The following is a 17,413-nucleotide window of genomic DNA, read 5'->3' as shown; positions in this document are numbered from 1 at the left end:
CCTTTTCGGGCTGGACGTTTTGTACTCATGATGTATCACTAAGAACATCAATCAAGATATTCTTAGATTACATCTTATGGTTTCTTTTTGCTTAAGTTGACACCAATGGGCAAAGACTTGCCCCTACACCTCGTGATGTAATGTTGTACCGCATCTGAATGGGAACCGCTATAGGATGGTAGTCTTTAGGCGATCGCTAGAGAGTCCTGATTACAGGATAAATAAGTTATGAGTTTTAATTCCTCACTCCTCACTCCTAACTTCTTACACCTTGACTTCATCGGCAAAATTACCCCATCGGACAAAGTGAAATGGGCCGGCAATAGAACCCCACAGATGTTCATCAGTGTCTAAATCCCTTCCTCGGTCGAGGCTGGAAAATTCTTTAGCATCAATCTCAAATTCGTTATCTAGATAAGTATTTTTGCCGTCACGAACCACAATGCAGCATTTTCCAGGTTCAACCCTGCCTTTAAAGCTGTTACCTGTCCACTCTACGAGCATGTTGCAACCTGACATTTTTTCCAATTGGTCAACGGATAAACCTTTTAAACGTTCAAGATCGCGAGATGCGCCGTAAAATTTTTGTTCTTCTTTAACTGTGTAGTGTTCAATAACAATGTGGTTTTCTGCCGGAATTAACTTCATTACCCGCATCCGGTAGGGTTGATTGAGCATAAAATCATAAGCTTGTTCGAGAAACAAACTTACGCCTGAGAACAATTCCAACGGAAGGGGACGGATACACACGCGAATGTGGGCATACAAAGGCGGATTTTCAAAAGCTTGTTCTTGATTGCTAAAGTCAGCTGCCATCCACCGGGCTAAAGTGGCAATATCAGTAGAATGAGTCACGTTGCTTCCCTCCGAATTCAAAATTCAAAATTCAAAATTAATAATCCCCATACTTCGGCTCCTTTCGACTTACTTCGACTACGCTCAGTACAAGTCGCTCAAGGCAAGCCGCTTAGTAAGCATAAATAAATTTAGAGGCTTGTATCATGAGTCTGTTTCGGTCATTACAAGATGATCAACTAGTTGTTTAAAAATTATCTAGGATTATTTTGATACTCCCCAGACTGAAAAATTCTGGCTGTGATACCTTTGGTGGGGTATGCCTACGCAATTTTTCAATTAGCTATTACGATCGCGTTTAGTTCCACAATGCTTAAAATCCCATTGCTTCGGCTACTGCACCCAATTTTGCTGCAATACCCTGTTTAAATTGACTGTGATTGTGTTTAATAGCTGTATCTGGGTCTTTTAGACCATTACCTGTGAGGACACAAACCACTGTCGCCCCTGTAGGAATTTGATCTTTTACCTGCAATAACCCGGCTACAGAAGTGGCGCTAGCAGGTTCGCAGAAGATACCTTCTGATGCTGCCAAAAGTCGATAAGCGTCGAGAATTTCTGCATCGGTAACGGCGTGAAAATTTCCCTGACTTGCGGTTTGGGCTGCAACAGCTAACTCCCAACTAGCAGGGTTGCCAATCCGAATTGCTGTCGCTAGGGTTTCGGGATTTGCTACTGGCTGACCGGTCACTAAGGGGGCTGCACCTGCGGCTTGGAATCCCATCATTCGGGGTAAGCGATCGCACTTCCCATCTTGATGATATTGACAAAATCCCATCCAATATGCTGTGATATTACCGGCATTGCCCACGGGGATACACAGCCAGTCTGGGGCATCACCCAGCGCATCGACAATTTCAAAGGCTGCTGTTTTCTGCCCTTCTAGGCGGTAGGGATTGACGGAATTTACCAAAGTCACCGGATAGCTTTCGGCCATCTCGCGGACAATTTCTAGCGCTTGGTCAAAATTCCCTTTAATTGCCAATACTTCTGCACCGTACAGTAAAGCTTGGGCTAATTTGCCCAACGCCACATAACCGTCGGGAATCAGCACAAAGGCATTCATACCTCCACGCCTTGCATAAGCGGCGGCGGCGGCTGAGGTGTTACCCGTGCTGGCACAAATTACTGCTTTCGCGCCTGCTTCCTTGGCTTTGGAAATTGCCATAGTCATCCCCCGGTCTTTGAAGCTGCCGGTGGGATTGAGACCGTCGTATTTTACAAAAACCCGTACTTGCCTGCCAATGCGTTCTGCGATCGCAGGCGCTGGTATTAGGGGTGTGTTACCCTCCAACAGAGTGACAATCGGAGTTTTTTCGCTGACAGGCAAGTATTTGCGATAGGCTTCTATCAGTCCGGGCCAGGGTTGGCGATGAGATTTAGCAACAGACAGGCTCAAAGTCACGGGATTTAAAATTTCTTTATGTATTGGATTGGATATTTAGAAAGGGTGGCATAGGGAAGTGCAGGATGGGGAAGAGGTAGAAAGTGAATTTTTCTTTGCCCTGTCCCAGTTAAGAGTCCCCTAATTCCAAAATGAATATTATGTAAGAATATTATTTTTTGTGGTGCAGGCGTTTGATTTTGCCATTTTTATTTTCTTTAGAATGTGAGTTTATCATAACCGCCACGACGACCTGGGGATGCTGACGGAGTGAAAAATGATAGACAAATTTATAGGGCTTACGTAAGTACTCTCTGAAACACTTATTCCTACTTTGCAAAAAGCCACTTTAGTGCAAGGCGCTCCGTGAACGTATTTATGTGTATTTTACCACTTTAATTTCTCCATTTTTTAGCTTAAAATACGCAGTAGGCAGCCTTTCCTTTGCGGTAGTTTTATCCTTCTCTTGACAAAGACGCTCTTGCTAGCTTGCTTCCACGTTCGCGGAGCGTGCCGTAGGCAAGTGGTACAAAGACTCTACACGAACGACAAGTGCTTCGCCCTAGATTTTTTCCTAATCTGGCGTAATTTAATATAATTTACAGGTAATTTTTTACGTAAATTACTTAATAACAGCGAGAATAATTAATACAACTATAATTGGCAAGCTATCAATTAAGTATTGCTAAGTACTATCGAGTGGACGGAAGCTTTGCACACTTGGGGCAATGTTTTCTCAGGAACACAGCCATTAAGATCACCGTCTTCTTATGATTGAACCTGAAATCCATTAGAGTAATTGATTGAAAATACACAATATTTTAATAAAGCTTAAAAAAGCAATATTATAATATTTCTAATGGTGTGAGTTAAGTTTTGGATTTAATTAGCGATGCCTACTTGTTTACCTAGTGTTTCCGATCGCGAGTCCCAGGCTAACTGGGTCAGTAAGTTAACCAAGTCTTATTATCAAGACGATCAGCAAGCTAAGTTGATGCATTTACAAGCAGAGGTAGACTCTCTGTTGCAGCAGTTGGAAAACCTGAAGCACCAACGTCTAGCCGAAACCAACCAAAAAGAATAATTCAGTTTTGGAGATAGTGATCGCTTTTCCCCTCTCTAATCTAAATTTAAGTGAGGGGTAAATTTGAGTAAGGGGCGTGCTATTCAAAGCGCTGATTTTTCTCTGACCAGCGCCTCAAACTGTAGTTATGAGCATTTTCGACTAATAAAGCCAAGGATCGCACCCCTGAAACCTTGGCGAAGGCAGATAGTCTTTGTAAGTTATTTCCTGTAAAATCAGTGTAAATAACTTCATTGCTATCAGACAAAATTATAGTCCGGTCACGGCGTTGCTCTGTGTTTTCCCCCTGAATTTCAGGTGTAGGCTGATTCAACGATGCTATTGCGCCTGCTGAGATAGTCAGTATTATTTCTGGTTGAGCGTTATTTGTTAAATCAAAGCTTGCAACTCTCGTCTATTTGGGTTCACCCGCAACGCCGCCGCCGTGCGATTCCACAACCGTTTTTCATCAGCTTTGAGTAGGGTAACAATTTCTTGGGCATTATGTGGCGACGCTTCAAATCCTTGTTGGCGTTGACCCCGCAAATTAAACCAAACTCCTGGTGATGGTGTCCCACCTTCAAAGCGTTGCACTTCAGTTAAAGGTAGGGGAATGCTGACTCGCCTTGCCACAAAATTGAATCGCAGTTTAAGGCGACTAAGGGATGCGATCGCCATAAATTACATTTACTTTCGGAATGTCCTAACTGCGGTGCAAGGTTTAAAATTCCAGCGTTGTGGATAGATGGACATTGCCAGAGGTGTTTTATGAGATTTACAGAGAGGGGAAATTACCAAAAATCTGTAAAAGTTTGACACTTTCTTTCAACTTTGTCTAAATGCGATCGCTCTTATCATTTCACATATCGATTTGTGGTAGATGGTTCTATCAAGTCGCGTCATACTGCTAATGCTGTTTTGAAGCAAGCAGGACTATAACGAATATTGTTAGGCTTTTTAACAATTGCACCAACAACACTATCAGGAAAATACATAGGAATACCAAGAATCGCCGTATCAGCAATATTTGCTGCAATAGTGATTGCAATAGTACCAGCAGGAAACTGACGGCTTACTGTTATTCCACGCTCAACACACTATAAAGTTTGCCTTCTTGCTGCTCAACACCAGTATCATATTCTATAAAAGTTTTAATTTGAGAACGTTCTGTGATTGTAGAAATAAAATCAAGATAATCATATCATGTCCGCTTGATTACTTATGAAACCCGAAGAACCCCACCCCGCCAAAGCTATGCTTTGTCTCCCCTCCCGAAGAACTCTTAGGGGTTGGGGGTGGGGTGTAATGACTGTGGTTAGCGTAACTATTTATGCGGACATGATATCATTCATCTATGTAAAAATCTGCTGTAAATTTAAAACAAAACCAGGGAGAACATCTTCACCCGATAAAATGGTGGGAGATTGTAAAACTTCTGGTGCAAGATTTGGGCGATAAATTATTACTTGTTTATCTTTAGGATTAATTAACCAACCTAGTTGTAAGCCATTTCTTAAGTATTCCGCCATTTTTGCTTTAGTATCTTCCACATCATCAGTTTCAGAAACTAATTCCACTGCAAAATCAGGACACAAAGGGATAAATTTCTTTCTTTGTTCTGGGGTAAGAGCATCCCATCTTTCTATCCTTACCCAAGAAGCATCAGGTGAACGAGTTGCCCCATTTGGCAGTTTAAACCCAGTAGAAGAATCAAAAGCTTTTCCGAGCTTATTTTGTCTGTTCCAAACTCCTAAATCAAGATACAGTTCAAAATTACGGTTTCCCGTTTCTCCCCCAGTGGGTGACATGATAATTAATTTCCCTTCAGCAGTTAACTCTAGTCGTAATTCTTTATTCACAGCTACAATTTGTGCAAATTCCTCATCAGTAAATTGCAAATTAGGAGGTAATTGTAAGGTTAAAGCAGTCATAATTAATTGCGTTCCACAAAAATCCTAGTTGCATCAAACCCATGCGCTGCTAATAGGGAAGATTTAGCCTCTACCTCTACTTTAGGAATTCCCCCCAAAAAATGCGCCCGTACATCGTGCGGTTCTGGCGGTGGCGCGTTGTCAGCATAGCGGCGGATATTGCAGTTGTAATCGTTATCTCTTAATTCTTCTTTAGTTACTACTGCTGAATATCCAGGTAAAGATAGAAAATTTTCAAACACCCAGGAAATTTTTTCAATATGCTCAGGACGCAAATAATTTTGAGCGCGACCTGCATAATATTCAGCATCAGCATTAATAAACAAAACTTTTCCCTGGCGTTCAACTGGTTTCGCCCCTTGTGGACACATCACCAAAATACAGGCAGGGATACCTGTGCCATAAAACAAATTGGGTGATAAGCCAATCACCGCCTCTAATTGATCATTTTTAATAAAACTCTCCCGAATTTTCTTTTCTTCTTTGCGCGGCAGCGTGAGTTTGCCCATAGTAGATGCTGAGATTGCGACACTAATGCTTTGCCAGTATATCTCTTGTTGAGAGACACTCCAACACACTTCCAAATTGCTGAAGTCTAATCTTTCAACTTGCTGGCTATACGCTCGTGTATGGTATCCAACCATACTGGAATTACAGGTTGGCCTGCTTTTATTTGGGCGTAGACGCTAGGCGGCTTGGCGTTAGGCATCGCTTGTTCTAATTTGTTTAAATTGAATATCTTGCACCAGTCCCAACAACCGCCTCAGAATGAATTCTGAAGCTAATATTGCATTCTTCTAAAGAAGACTGAACAGGGTTTGAGTCCACTTGAGTGGACTTAAGCTAAAAGCCTGTGAAATTTATTTCTGGGCGGACAATGGTGCTAATCGACAATGCTGCAAGATATCAGTTAAAATTGAAATTAATTGTGTTAACAGTGACAAAGAATCTGTCAGTGTACAACAAATGGACGTAACTGGATTCGAACCAGTGACCTCTACGATGTCAACGTAGCGCTCTAACCAACTGAGCTATACGTCCTTACCACACGATTTCTAACCATAGCATACATTTGCTCAATATGCCAAAATAAAAGGCGCAAATTAAGGAAATTCTGTAATTTGAGCCAGAATCAATATATTCTTAAGAGTCCCTAGCCTCGGACATTAAGCTTTCTTGGGGTAGTTTACGACAAAATTAAATCAACAATTCATATCTGTCTGCGATAGTTGATGAGCGATCGCTCCTGAGCAATTTTTGGTAATATCCTTTTCCAAGATACCCTAGTGTATGATCGATAAGGTTATTGGGTTCTGGTGGGGAGCAGCTACCAGAGGTAACTCTTAAAGTTCGGTGCAAATCCGGCACTTGGGAGCAACTGTAAACCAATTTGAGATGCCATCTAAAATCCCAAATAGAGTGAGTCAGGATGCCCGCCGAAATAGATTTATCAGTTCCACAAATCTGCGAGGTACAGATGACTACTACTGTAAATATTTCCCCGACTAGTTCCTTGGGTGTTGCCGACCATACTTTATTTGTTTGCAAAACTTGTGCTAGCGTTTGGCAAGATGGAAAACGCTTAGGTGAAAGTGGCGGTCAAAAACTTCTATCTCAACTTCAGCAGCTTGCACAAGATTGGGACTTACGAGATGAATTCCCAATTCAGGAAGTTGAATGCATGAGTGCTTGTAATCGTTTCTGTGTGGTTGCCTTTGCTGCCAAGGGCAAATTAACATATTTATTTGGTGATTTAGCCGTTGATGGTAGTGCATCTGCGATACTAGAATGTGCTAGTCAATACTATGTCAAAGCAGATGGTTTACTGCCTTGGTCAGAGCGTCCAGAAGCGCTGAAAAAGGGCATTTTGGCAAAAATTCCACCTTTATCTTAATGATGCGCGTTTTGATTCTGGGTGGTACAGGAGATGCGGCAGAATTAGCTGCTAGAGTGTCAACTATCCAAGGGTTAGAAACAATCACATCTCTAGCTGGGCGCACCCGTGAACCATCAGTACCCTTAGGCGATTTACGGGTTGGAGGCTTTGGTGGTGTGGCTGGATTGGCTAGCTATTTGCGAGTCATGCAAATCGACTTATTAATTGATGCAACCCATCCTTTTGCTACTCAGATTTCCTTCAATGCGGCAGATGCTGCAACCGAAGTCGGAGTACCCCGTTTGATGTTAATACGCCCGCCTTGGGAAAAGGTAAGTGGCGATCGCTGGATTGAAGTTGACAGCGTTGAAGCCGCCGCCGCATCTGTAGCAAACCAGGCACAGCGGGTATTTTTGACAGTTGGAAGACAAGAACTCGCCACCTTTGCTCACCTAGAGAAAATTTGGTTTCTGATGCGGATGATTGACCCTCCTAGTGATGATGCTTTAGTGCCACTGGGAGTGATATTGTGCGATCGCGGGCCCTTTACCCTCAATAATGAAAGGCAAATCCTGATTCATAACAAGATTGATACCATCGTGAGTAAAAATAGCGGTGGCGATGCAACAAAGGCCAAAATTATTGCAGCGCGAGAACTCGGCGTCAAGGTTGTTATGGTAAATCGTCCAGCCATACCGTCAGGGGAGCAGGTTGCTGATGTTGATGGTGCTTTGGCATGGCTATTTGACCAAATAATTCATAATTCATAATTCATAATTCATAAATTTTAAAACGGGTACAGAGCCGCCCACTGAATTTTTAATGAGCGTGGTCTTAAAGAGCGTGGAAAGTTCAGCAGCTCACACGCTCTTTAAATTATGAATTATTAATTATCAATTATGAATTACATTGATCCTTCAATTCCCTCAACATACCAATCCATCGCCAGTTGTCTCTGATCATCCAAAACTTTACCTTTTGGCACTTGTACCACCCCTTTTTGGTCTTTCACCGGGCCATCAAAAGGATGTGCAGTACCCTGAATAAACTCATCGCGCTTTGCATTCACCAGTTGTTGCACATCCGCCGGAATTACCTGATTCATCGGAGAAATATCCACCATTCCTTGAGCAATGCCATCCCAAACCTCTTGAGACTTCCAAGTATTACTCATTACAGCCAAGGCTTTATCTGTATAGAATTTGCCCCATTTGTTAATAGCTGATGTCAGGTGGGCTTTTTGACCAAACTTACTCATATCAGTGTTGTAGCCAAAAGCATAAATGCCTTTCTCCTGTGCTAATTGGACAACGGCACCAGAGTCGGTATGCTGCGTCAGTACATCCGCACCTAAATTGACCAAAGCTTGAGCCGCTTCTGTTTCTTTAGCTGCATCGTACCAACTTTGTACCCAAAGTACCTTAACTTTTGCTTGGGGATTTGTTAGCCTTACTCCTTGAGTGAATGCACTGATTCCCCGAATTACTTCTGGAATTGGGTATGCGCCAATAAAACCAACTATATTTGATTTTGTCATCTTGCCAGCAATCATGCCGGTTAAGTAACGCGGTTCTTCAAAGCGTCCCAGATAAGTGCCGACATTGGCAGTACGTTTGTATCCTCTACAGTGTTCAAAGACAACATCACTAAAGTCCTTGGCAACTTTAATTGTTGGATTCATGTACTCGAAGGAAGTTGTAAAAATCAACTTGTTACCATCTAATGCGAGTTGGCGAATCACCCTTTGAGCGTCAGCACCTTCGTTAACATTTTCCACAAAGGTAGTTTTTACTTTATCTTGAAGATAGGCTTCCATGTCTCTGCGACCTAAATCATGGGCATAAGTCCAGCCAAAATCACCCACATGACCGGCATAAACAAATCCCACCTTCAGAGGTTCGTTTACCGCCACAGGCGAGGCTGAGGGAGATACCTCTCCTTGCGATTTGGAATTTTTGCCTTGAGAGCAACTATTTAAGGCAAAGCTAGATCCTGCTAAAGTGACATACTTTAGAAAATTCCGACGATCCATATTTTATTAATAGGTTTACCCATTAAAAAGATTTTTATGATTGCTGGTAAGTTTAGATTAGCTATTTACTTAATTTTAACTGATTCGCCGTAAGTCCCCCACGCTCATTCGGTACTCCGAATCAGTGGCGGGATATAAGGCGGGAAAAACCGAAATCGTTTTCAACGAAAATCGGCGGGAATCCCATCCCTTCAAGGGGTGTCCGGGATAGCCGCCCGCCGATTTAGTCATTAGTTATTAGTCATTAGTCATTGGTGCTAATGACTAATGACTAATGACTAATGACTTCGATTTCCCCCCGGCTTGAAGCCGGGGGATGAGTTAACTTACTTAATAAAGAAGTCAAATGATGGTAATATTATAGACAATCAAAACATTTTTTCAGAAAGCGGATGTTTAAAGCCAACTTTTTGATAAAAGTGCGATCGCAGACCGATAAAGTTTGATTGGCTAGCAAGCAGAAGTGAATATTACAAAAAAAGGTAGGAGCAGCAAGAAACTGACTCAAAGACTCTCGCCTAAAAAATAACTTCGCATCTATCGTCTCGAAAAGCAAAAAATCTTCGATATTCACCTGGATCATTTTCTGCTCCTCTGTTGAGGCAAAGTTCCTACCAACTGAGTGTAAAAATAACTATACCTGCTTTGGTATCTTGCTTATCCCATGACTTTTCAGGAGTCACAGCCATACCAATATAAATCCAATTCGCAATTCGCAATTAAACTCAGCCCGACACTAGGGGTGGGGTTTTTACCTACCTTGAGATACAAGGATTTTTTCTCTACGAGACGCTAACGCGAACGCGCCACTTGCGGGCGTTAGCGTAGCGGGACGAAGTCCGGTTTTGAACCTTTACTTTTTTGATCAATTCATAAGTTCATTACAACAATTGTTGCAATGATTTAAGCGTTTCTTATATATGTCAGAGTATTTGTTGCAAAGTATTGAGCAATTGCTGCAACTGATTATACATTTGCAAGAAATACTTAAGCCTTTCTTATACATGTCAGAGTATTTGTTGCAAAGTATTAAGCGTTTGCTGCAACTGATTATACATTTGTAAGAAATACTTAAGCCTTTCTTATACATGTCAGAGTATTTGTTGCAAACGTTTAAATTTTTACAGATAAATAGAGTGCATTACGGCTTTAACCTAATGCATCGTGCTATCTAGTGATGCGTTAGACGCTCATTTCAACAAAATCCTTATCCTTTTCAAACCGAAGCTTAGGCTACTTGGATTATGCAAGGGCTTGGTGGTTGGTCTGGTTACAAGTCTTAAAAACTATTTGGAGAAAGTTTCCTTAGAGGTAACTGCTCAATAATCCGGGGTAAATCGCTCAGTGACAAGGCTCAAATGGCGTAAACTCGTTCTTGAACTGGTAGTTCGCCCCGATTTATTGAGCGGATAGTAATGATGGATGAGCAGAACAATCAAAATTATCGTTCACAAAGTCGTTACTGACCGTCCCGCAGGGAACCACAAGTTCAAAAACGCCGCCCCAAAGCTTACCCCTTCATGACAAAACCTCGACAAGAATTACGAAAACAACTGCAAACTTCTTAATTGGCAACTGTTTCCGCTTTTCTTAGTACCATTTGTCTTTAGGCTACAGTGACTCCTAGCGTATAAGAACCAGGGTCAAAAAAGCCAGAACTGAAAGTTCCGCCATTTTGAGGGAAGTAATCAAAATCACTTACTGAAATGGAGTAAGTACCTGCCCCTAGTGAAGCGGTGATTGATTGAGAAGTACTGGAACTCTGTAAGTTCCCAGCACTATTAAATAGGCCGAGAACTGGAAAGGTACCACTGTTATTCGGCGTGCTAATAGTCACAGTTCCTGGGTTAGCTAAAGAAAATGTGAAAAAGTCGAAATCAGGATTGTTCCCTGCAAGTCTTGCCAGTTGAGCAGAGGTATTAACTTCTGAACCTGATGTTAAAGTACCTAGCTTCTCAGCAGTAGCTAGTGTGTTGTTTGTCCCTTGCCCTGCATCTTCTTTCTCGTAGAACAGGAAGTCGTCACTATCAAGCCTCAGAGACGACGCTTGCACAACACCAACGAGTTCATCTAGCTCTCCCCCTGATTTGTCTAGAAATACCCTTGTATTGGCTCCCACAGTCTCCAAGCGATAGTCTGCCAGTGTTCCTTTGAGCTGGATTGTATCTTCGTTGGAGTTGAAGCCACTGATGGTAGCGTAGTCTGCAAAACCACTACTTCCACTGTTATCGTCATAAAAGACATTAGTAGCATCTCCAAGTAAGAACTGATCTTCCCCAGGCCCTCCAGTTAGGATATCAACCTCCCCTAATCCAGGAGAATCAGAACCGTTAGTATCAACGCCTATGAGGACATCATTTCCAGGTCCTCCAAGGAGAGTGTCATTGCCGACCCCGCCACGGAGGGTGTCATCGCCTTCTCCTCCTTCTACTTGGTCATTGCCAGCCCCGCCAAACAGGCTGTCATTCCCATCCTCGCCCAAGACGAGGTCATTACCTTCCTGACCATCAAGAAAGTCATCGCCATCCCCACCAAGCAAGGTGTCATTGCCGCCTCTGCCAAAGAGGGTATCACTGCTGCCTCCTCCAATCAGGGAGTCGTTAAAACTAGAACCAAAGACTTGCTCGATATTGAACAGGACATCATTCCCATCTCCCCCACTGGCAGTTCCAGTGCCAAGGTCAACGGTGACTCCGGCAGTGGCATTTAAATAATCAGCAGTATCAATGCCAGTCCCACCAAAGAGTTGGTCATCCCCGCCTCCACCTTGGAGTTGGTCATCCCCGTCTCCACCAAGCAGAATGTCATTGCCGCTGCCGCCTAGCAGGGTATCATTGCCTTCTCTACTAATGAGAGTGTCACTCCCGTCCTCACCAAAGAGTTGGTCATTGCCAGCCCCACCAAGCAGGATGTCAATGCCGCTACCGCCAAGCAGGGAGTCATTGCCGTTCCCGCCATTGATAAAGTCGTCGTTAGTCCCGCCAAGGAGGGTGTCATTGCCGTTATCGCCAAAGAGGCGGTCATTACCAGCCCCACCATTGACAGAGTCATTCCCGCCCCCACCACTGAGGAAGAAGTCATTGCCAGCTCCGCCAAAGATGGTGTCATTGAACCTAGAACCAACGATTCTTTCAATCTCCAACAGGACATCATTCCTGCCCTGCCCTGTAGCGGTTCCAGTGGCAAGGTTAATCGTGACTCCGGCAGTGGCACTGAAATAATCAGCAGTATCAACATCAGCTCCACCCAAGAGTTGGTTATTGCCAGTCCCACCACGCAAGGTGTCATCGCCAGCCCCACCACGGACAATATCGTTGCCTTCCTCGCCATCAAGCACGTCATTGCCAACTCCAGCATCAAGCAGGTCATTGCCACCTCTACCAAAGAGGGTGTCATTACCGCGCCCGCCAGTTAGGGAATCGTTGAAACCAGAACCAAAGACTTGTTCCATATTAAATAGGACATCATTCCCAGCCCCTCCACTGGCAGTTCCAGTCGCTAGGTTAACGGTGACACTAGCAGTGGTATTTGAATAGTCAGCAGTATCATTGCCAGTCCCACCAAAGATTTGGTCATCCCCGTCCCCTGCTTCGAGTCGGTCATTGCCAGCCCCGCCAAGGAGGGTGTCATCGCCAGCCTGACCAATCAAGCTGTCATTGCCATCCTCGCCATCAATCTGGTCATCGCCAGCCCCGCCATTGAGCGTGTCAACCCCTTCCCCGCCAAAGAGTTGGTCTTCATCGTCTTCTCCAGCGAGTCGGTCATTTCCGTCCCCGCCTTCGAGAAGGTCATTGCCAGATCCAGCAAGGAAAGCATCATTACCGAACCCACCAAGCAGGGTGTCGTCACCGCCTCTGCCAAGGAGTTGATCGTCATCCTCCTCGCCATCAAGCAGGTCATTGCCAGATCCACCAAGGAGGACATCATCGCCGAACCCACCAAGCAGGGTGTTCTCGCCCTCCTCACCATTGAGAAGGTCATTGCCGTCCTCGCCATTAAGCGAGTCATTGCCAGTCCCACCCAAGAGGTCATCATTGCCGCCCCGACCAAAGAGGTTATCATCACCGCCCTGACCAAGGATAGCGTCATTCTCAAACGTGCCAATTAGAGTGTTATTCCTGTTGTCTCCAATAATGTCTGCCATATCAATCCCCTCGGTTATAAGTTTGATTCAGAGATATTCGCTGGCAGAGGTGTCATCTATGAGTAGCCCTGCCAGCGGGGAGAAACCCTAGATAGGTAGTTTAAATAAATGCAGCATCTACTTAAACTGGTTTCACCAGGTAACCCCTCAATAATCCGGGGTAAATCGCTCAGTGACAAGGCTCAAATGGCGTAAACTCGTTCCTGAACTGGTGGTTCGCCCCGATTTATTGAGCGGATACCCTTAGAGGTTGTTTGAAAAGTGTTTCGCTGTGATTTTAGGCACTTTTAGATCCCCTCTAACCCAACTTTTTTAGGGGCAACCGGAGTCAAAGTCCCCCATATCGGGGAGCCACTGCGGTCTTGGGGGTTTCCCCCATGAGCAAGTGGCGTGAATTTAGAGGTATCTAAAACTTCTTATACCGACAACACGACTTTTCAAACAATTTCTTAGCGATTTGCTACCAATTTTTGAGCGATTTTTTGCTTAAATAGACGATAAAAAAACAATGGATTACCTATAATATAACGATCCCATAGACGAGTTGGTTCAATAATTAAGCGTGTTAACCACTCGAAGCCATTATCCGTCAGCCAACCGGGACCACGGGCTGTAGTGTTAGTATAAAAATCTAGACAAGCGCCTAAAGGTAAAAATACCCGAGTTTCAATTTTATTGAAGTTATCTAAAATCCACCGTTCCTGTAATGGCATACCAAAACCAACATATAAAATATCTGGTCGAAAATTATTAATTTTTTCTATTATTAAATCATTCTCTTTTCCTGATTTATTAAAGTAACCATGATGTCCGTCTATCCGGAGGTTAGGTGCAATTGATACTAACTTTGTAATTGCTTCATCCACTACGCCGGGTTTTCCAGCTAATAAAAATAAAGAAATATTTTCTTGTTCACATTTCAATGCTAAATCTTCTATGTAATCTGGTGCTGTCATGCGATGTGCAGATTCCAGCGAATAGCCGCTTAAGTTAGCTGCTAACAATACACCAAATCCGTCACAAAATACTAAATCTGCATTATTTAAAAAATCTCGATACCAAGACTTTTCATAAGCAAAATTCATAGCTCTAATATTCACATTTTCTACAATTGTCTTTTTGGGACTTTTTACTGATTCTACTAAATAATCGATTAATTCTTGTACTTTAACTTTATGGAATCTTGTATCAAACAACTTTATTTCGGGGAAAGTTTTAGTATCCATTATTATTTCCTTTTTGTTTACTTTAGACAAGCTTATGGGCAATCAATTACTTTCAGAAGATGGCTCTCAACCTACGACTGATGCATAAATGTATTTTAAGGATGCAAGATAAATGTTGATATCCAAGTGTTTAACACTTATCCGTGCATTATTTCCTAGAGATATTCTCAAATTTTTATTTGCAATTAAAGATTGCATTGCCTCTGACAACTGTTGAATGTCACCCGGATTAAGTAATAAACCATTTTGGTTTTGAGTAACTACTTCGGGTATTCCTCCTACTTTAGTAGTTATGACAGCTAAACCCCAACTCATTGCTTCTAGTAGTGCCATTGGCAAACCTTCGTTGTAAGAAGGTAAAACAAATACATCAGCTTTAGCTAAAAGATCGTCGCGTTTTTCTTTGTCTACCCAGTCAAGAATAGTAATGTAGTCAACAAGATTTAGAGTTTGAATCAAGCTACGAGCTTTTTCTACATCCCCATCCCCTGCCATAGTCAACTTTGCTTTACTTCTCTCTTGGGCAGGTATAGAAGCGAATGCGTTAATTAAATCAAATGCACCTTTGCGCTGACCAATGCGCCCTAGAAATAAGAAAAATACCTGGTTGGAATCTACATGCTGTGGGATTTGGGCGGGAATCCTTACTGCGTTAGGAAGAACAATAACTTGCTCTGGCTTCAAACCAAGATTTTCGATATAGAATTTTTTCCAGCTATCTGATAAAACAATAAAACGGGTACATTTACTAAAAGACCAACTGAGCCATTGCTTCAGCAATTGAGGAAGCTCAGAGTAAAACAAATGAAAGTCAGCACTATGAGCATGAATAATTAGCGGTATTTGAAATAACCAACAAATAAGACTAGTGATTGAGTGACGAAAAGCGCTACCTCTCTCTGAAACATGAACGTGAATTAGGTCGGCTTTTTTATTTAATAAGTTCCAAAATAACTGTCCTATTGCCTGCACAAACACTAATACTTTCTGGGGAGCAGAGCCATTGGGTAAAGTAGTTATATGTGTAAATTTAATATCAGAAGTAGCTTCAGTCGCTTCTTCAAGGATGAGCTTTTGCACGGAAACTATCCCACCTTGACGCTCCAAGCTTTCGCCTAGCATAGTAATCTTTATAGGACTCATAACAAAAGAGCTTATTTAGGGTAGATAAATTTATCAAATATTTATGTGCCGCACACCCTACTTAAACTATAATTAAGTTATGTATTTGTCAATGATAGTTATTAACAGTTTTAATGTAATAAATATTACCATGTCGCAAAGGGCGGGTTAAATGTTGTTTACCCGTGGCGTGTACTTTATTCTTAAAACTGATTGAATCATCCGTTGACAGACCGGAAAACTAATGAACTTATTTGAGCTTTTAGCGGGGGAAGACAATCATCTAGCCCTAGTTACGCCGTCTGAGCGATCGCTAACCTATAAGCAATTGCGCGAGAATATTGTTGGACTGGTATCGCAACTCAACAGCTTTGGATTGAAACGGGGAGAACGTATTGCCATTGCCATGACTAACGGTTCACCAATGGCTATTACCTTTTTAGCTGTCGCCCTGTGTGGCACTGCTGCACCCTTAAATCCTAAATACAAACAAGAAGAATTTGCCTTCTATTACGAAGATATCCAAGCAAAAGCACTGATTACGTTGTCTGAGTCGCCAAAAGCAGCCATTGCCGCCGTCACACCCGATATGATGCTGATTAATGCCAAGGTAAACACTGACGGCACATTGAGCTTTGAATTAGTCAAAACAGGCTCAGAACCAGCAGAATCCTCGAATCCCGCAGCCCCCAATGCTGATGATCTGGCGATGATTCTCCACACTAGCGGCACCACCAGCCGTCCCAAACGTGTGCCGATTCGTCATCGCAACTTAATCGCCTCAGCTGGCAACATCATTGGTGCTTACTCACTCACAGCAGCTGACACTACACTTTGCCTAATGCCCCTGTTCCATATTCACGGATTGGTAGGCTGTTTGCTGGCAACTCTGGCATCGGGCGGCACATTAATTTGTCCCAATGGTTTTAATGCCTTGGAGTTTTGGAAACTGGTAGATACCTACAAACCTACCTGGTACTCCGCAGCACCAACCATGCATCAGACAATTTTGGCACGCGCTAGCCGCAACACAGAAATTGTCAAAGCTAACCGCTTTCGTTTCATTCGCTCTAGTAGCGCTCCCTTGCCCCCGATTATTATTGAACAGCTAGAAGCAACTCTTAATGCTCCCGTCGTGGAATCTTACAGCATGACTGAAGCATCTCACTTAATGACCACCAACCCCCTACCGCCAAAAGTGCGGAAACTGGGTACTGTCGGTTATGGCTTCGGTGTGGAAGTCGGCATTATGGACTCCGAAGGCAACTTATTATCTCAGGGAAGCCTGGGCGAGGTGGTGGTAAAAGCACCCAATGTCATAGATGGCTACGAAAACAACCCGGAAGCTAACGCCACAGCTTTTGTAAACGGTTGGTTCCGCACAGGGGATCAGGGTACACTGGATGCAGACGGCTACCTCCGCTTGACTGGACGCATTAAAGAATTGATTAACCGGGGTGGGGAAAAAATTTCTCCTTTAGAAGTGGATGATGTTTTGCTGCGCCATCCCGCCGTCGCCGAAGCTTTAGCCTTTGCCGTCCCCCACAAATCTTTAGGAGAAGATATCCATGCTGCTGTTGTCCTCAAAGCAGAAGTCAGCGAAAAAGAACTTTTAGCTTACTGTTCAACCATGCTGGCAGACTTCAAAGTTCCCAAGCAAATTCACATTTTAGATCAACTACCTCGTGGTGCTACCGGGAAACTGCAACGGTTGGCTATGGCGAAATTGCTTAACATAGGCTGAATCAGCGATACACTAAGGAAAATTCCTTGAGGAAGC

The 17,413-nt window shown here is 43.2% G+C and carries 16 protein-coding genes and 1 tRNA gene; 4 read left to right on the top strand and 13 right to left on the bottom strand.

What is annotated here, in order from left to right; translation table 11 throughout:
* Window positions 1-264 precede the first annotated feature (264 nt).
* Both LC586_RS19150 and thrC read right to left on the bottom strand, forming a co-directional pair.
* Window positions 265-855, bottom strand: coding sequence for a chromophore lyase CpcT/CpeT (locus LC586_RS19150; RefSeq protein ID WP_229486309.1), 591 nt, complete (start codon window positions 853-855; stop codon window positions 265-267).
* Window positions 856-1,168: 313 nt separating this feature from the next.
* A complete protein-coding gene (gene thrC, locus LC586_RS19145) occupies window positions 1,169-2,260 on the bottom strand; it encodes a threonine synthase (RefSeq protein WP_229486308.1) in 1,092 nt (363 codons plus the stop codon).
* Window positions 2,261-3,131: 871 nt separating this feature from the next.
* Between thrC and LC586_RS19140 the strand changes: the two genes are divergently transcribed.
* Window positions 3,132-3,323, top strand: coding sequence for a hypothetical protein (locus LC586_RS19140; RefSeq protein WP_100898035.1), 192 nt, complete (start codon window positions 3,132-3,134; stop codon window positions 3,321-3,323).
* Between the two features lie 79 nt (window positions 3,324-3,402).
* Here LC586_RS19140 and LC586_RS19135 read toward each other — a convergent pair whose 3' ends face one another.
* The 5 genes from LC586_RS19135 to LC586_RS19115 form a co-directional block, all read right to left on the bottom strand.
* Entirely contained in the window at window positions 3,403-3,636 is a 234-nt protein-coding gene (locus LC586_RS19135; protein WP_229486307.1) for a hypothetical protein, read from the bottom strand.
* Between the two features lie 56 nt (window positions 3,637-3,692).
* On the bottom strand, window positions 3,693-3,980 hold the full coding sequence (locus tag LC586_RS19130) for a hypothetical protein (protein ID WP_229486306.1): 288 nt from the start codon (window positions 3,978-3,980) through the stop codon (window positions 3,693-3,695).
* A gap of 674 nt (window positions 3,981-4,654) precedes the next feature.
* Window positions 4,655-5,233 (bottom strand): Uma2 family endonuclease, encoded by a 579-nt coding sequence (locus tag LC586_RS19125; RefSeq protein WP_229486305.1) that lies wholly within the window; start codon window positions 5,231-5,233, stop codon window positions 4,655-4,657.
* Window positions 5,234-5,235: 2 nt separating this feature from the next.
* On the bottom strand, window positions 5,236-5,877 hold the full coding sequence (locus LC586_RS19120; protein WP_229486304.1) for an N-6 DNA methylase: 642 nt from the start codon (window positions 5,875-5,877) through the stop codon (window positions 5,236-5,238).
* 323 nt (window positions 5,878-6,200) lie between these two features.
* Window positions 6,201-6,274: transfer RNA gene (locus LC586_RS19115), tRNA-Val, on the bottom strand.
* Window positions 6,275-6,710: 436 nt separating this feature from the next.
* Here LC586_RS19115 and LC586_RS19110 point away from each other — a divergent pair.
* Together LC586_RS19110 and LC586_RS19105 are read left to right on the top strand one after the other, a co-directional pair.
* Complete coding sequence (locus LC586_RS19110; protein ID WP_229486313.1) at window positions 6,711-7,127, top strand: DUF1636 domain-containing protein; 417 nt, start codon at window positions 6,711-6,713, stop codon at window positions 7,125-7,127.
* Window positions 7,128-7,129: 2 nt separating this feature from the next.
* Window positions 7,130-7,879: a cobalt-precorrin-6A reductase gene (locus LC586_RS19105; protein WP_229486312.1), complete on the top strand. Its 750-nt coding sequence runs from the start codon at window positions 7,130-7,132 to the stop codon at window positions 7,877-7,879.
* Window positions 7,880-8,013: 134 nt separating this feature from the next.
* Here LC586_RS19105 and LC586_RS19100 read toward each other — a convergent pair whose 3' ends face one another.
* From LC586_RS19100 to LC586_RS19075, 6 genes are all read right to left on the bottom strand, one after another.
* The gene (locus LC586_RS19100; RefSeq protein ID WP_229486303.1) at window positions 8,014-9,141 is read right to left on the bottom strand and encodes a BMP family ABC transporter substrate-binding protein; all 1,128 of its coding nucleotides are present in this window, start codon (window positions 9,139-9,141) and stop codon (window positions 8,014-8,016) included.
* Window positions 9,142-9,216: 75 nt separating this feature from the next.
* A complete protein-coding gene (locus tag LC586_RS19095; RefSeq protein WP_229486302.1) occupies window positions 9,217-9,372 on the bottom strand; it encodes a hypothetical protein in 156 nt (51 codons plus the stop codon).
* Between the two features lie 127 nt (window positions 9,373-9,499).
* Window positions 9,500-9,724: a hypothetical protein gene (locus tag LC586_RS19090; protein WP_229486301.1), complete on the bottom strand. Its 225-nt coding sequence runs from the start codon at window positions 9,722-9,724 to the stop codon at window positions 9,500-9,502.
* A 1,023-nt stretch (window positions 9,725-10,747) separates the two neighbouring features.
* The gene (locus LC586_RS19085) at window positions 10,748-13,285 is read right to left on the bottom strand and encodes a calcium-binding protein (protein ID WP_229486300.1); all 2,538 of its coding nucleotides are present in this window, start codon (window positions 13,283-13,285) and stop codon (window positions 10,748-10,750) included.
* A 449-nt stretch (window positions 13,286-13,734) separates the two neighbouring features.
* Window positions 13,735-14,511 (bottom strand): WecB/TagA/CpsF family glycosyltransferase, encoded by a 777-nt coding sequence (locus LC586_RS19080; RefSeq protein ID WP_229486299.1) that lies wholly within the window; start codon window positions 14,509-14,511, stop codon window positions 13,735-13,737.
* A gap of 66 nt (window positions 14,512-14,577) precedes the next feature.
* On the bottom strand, window positions 14,578-15,654 hold the full coding sequence (locus tag LC586_RS19075) for a glycosyltransferase family 4 protein (protein ID WP_229486298.1): 1,077 nt from the start codon (window positions 15,652-15,654) through the stop codon (window positions 14,578-14,580).
* 223 nt (window positions 15,655-15,877) lie between these two features.
* Between LC586_RS19075 and LC586_RS19070 the strand changes: the two genes are divergently transcribed.
* Window positions 15,878-17,377 carry an acyl--CoA ligase gene (locus LC586_RS19070; RefSeq protein ID WP_229486297.1) on the top strand — a complete coding sequence of 500 codons (1,500 nt, stop codon included), beginning with the start codon at window positions 15,878-15,880 and terminating at the stop codon, window positions 17,375-17,377.
* Window positions 17,378-17,413 lie beyond the last annotated feature (36 nt).

The sequence above is a fragment of the Nostoc favosum CHAB5714 genome, from assembly GCF_020829495.1.
GTDB classification, from domain to species: Bacteria; Cyanobacteriota; Cyanobacteriia; order Cyanobacteriales; family Nostocaceae; genus Nostoc; species Nostoc favosum.
This window is presented reverse-complemented; position numbering and strand designations above follow the sequence as displayed.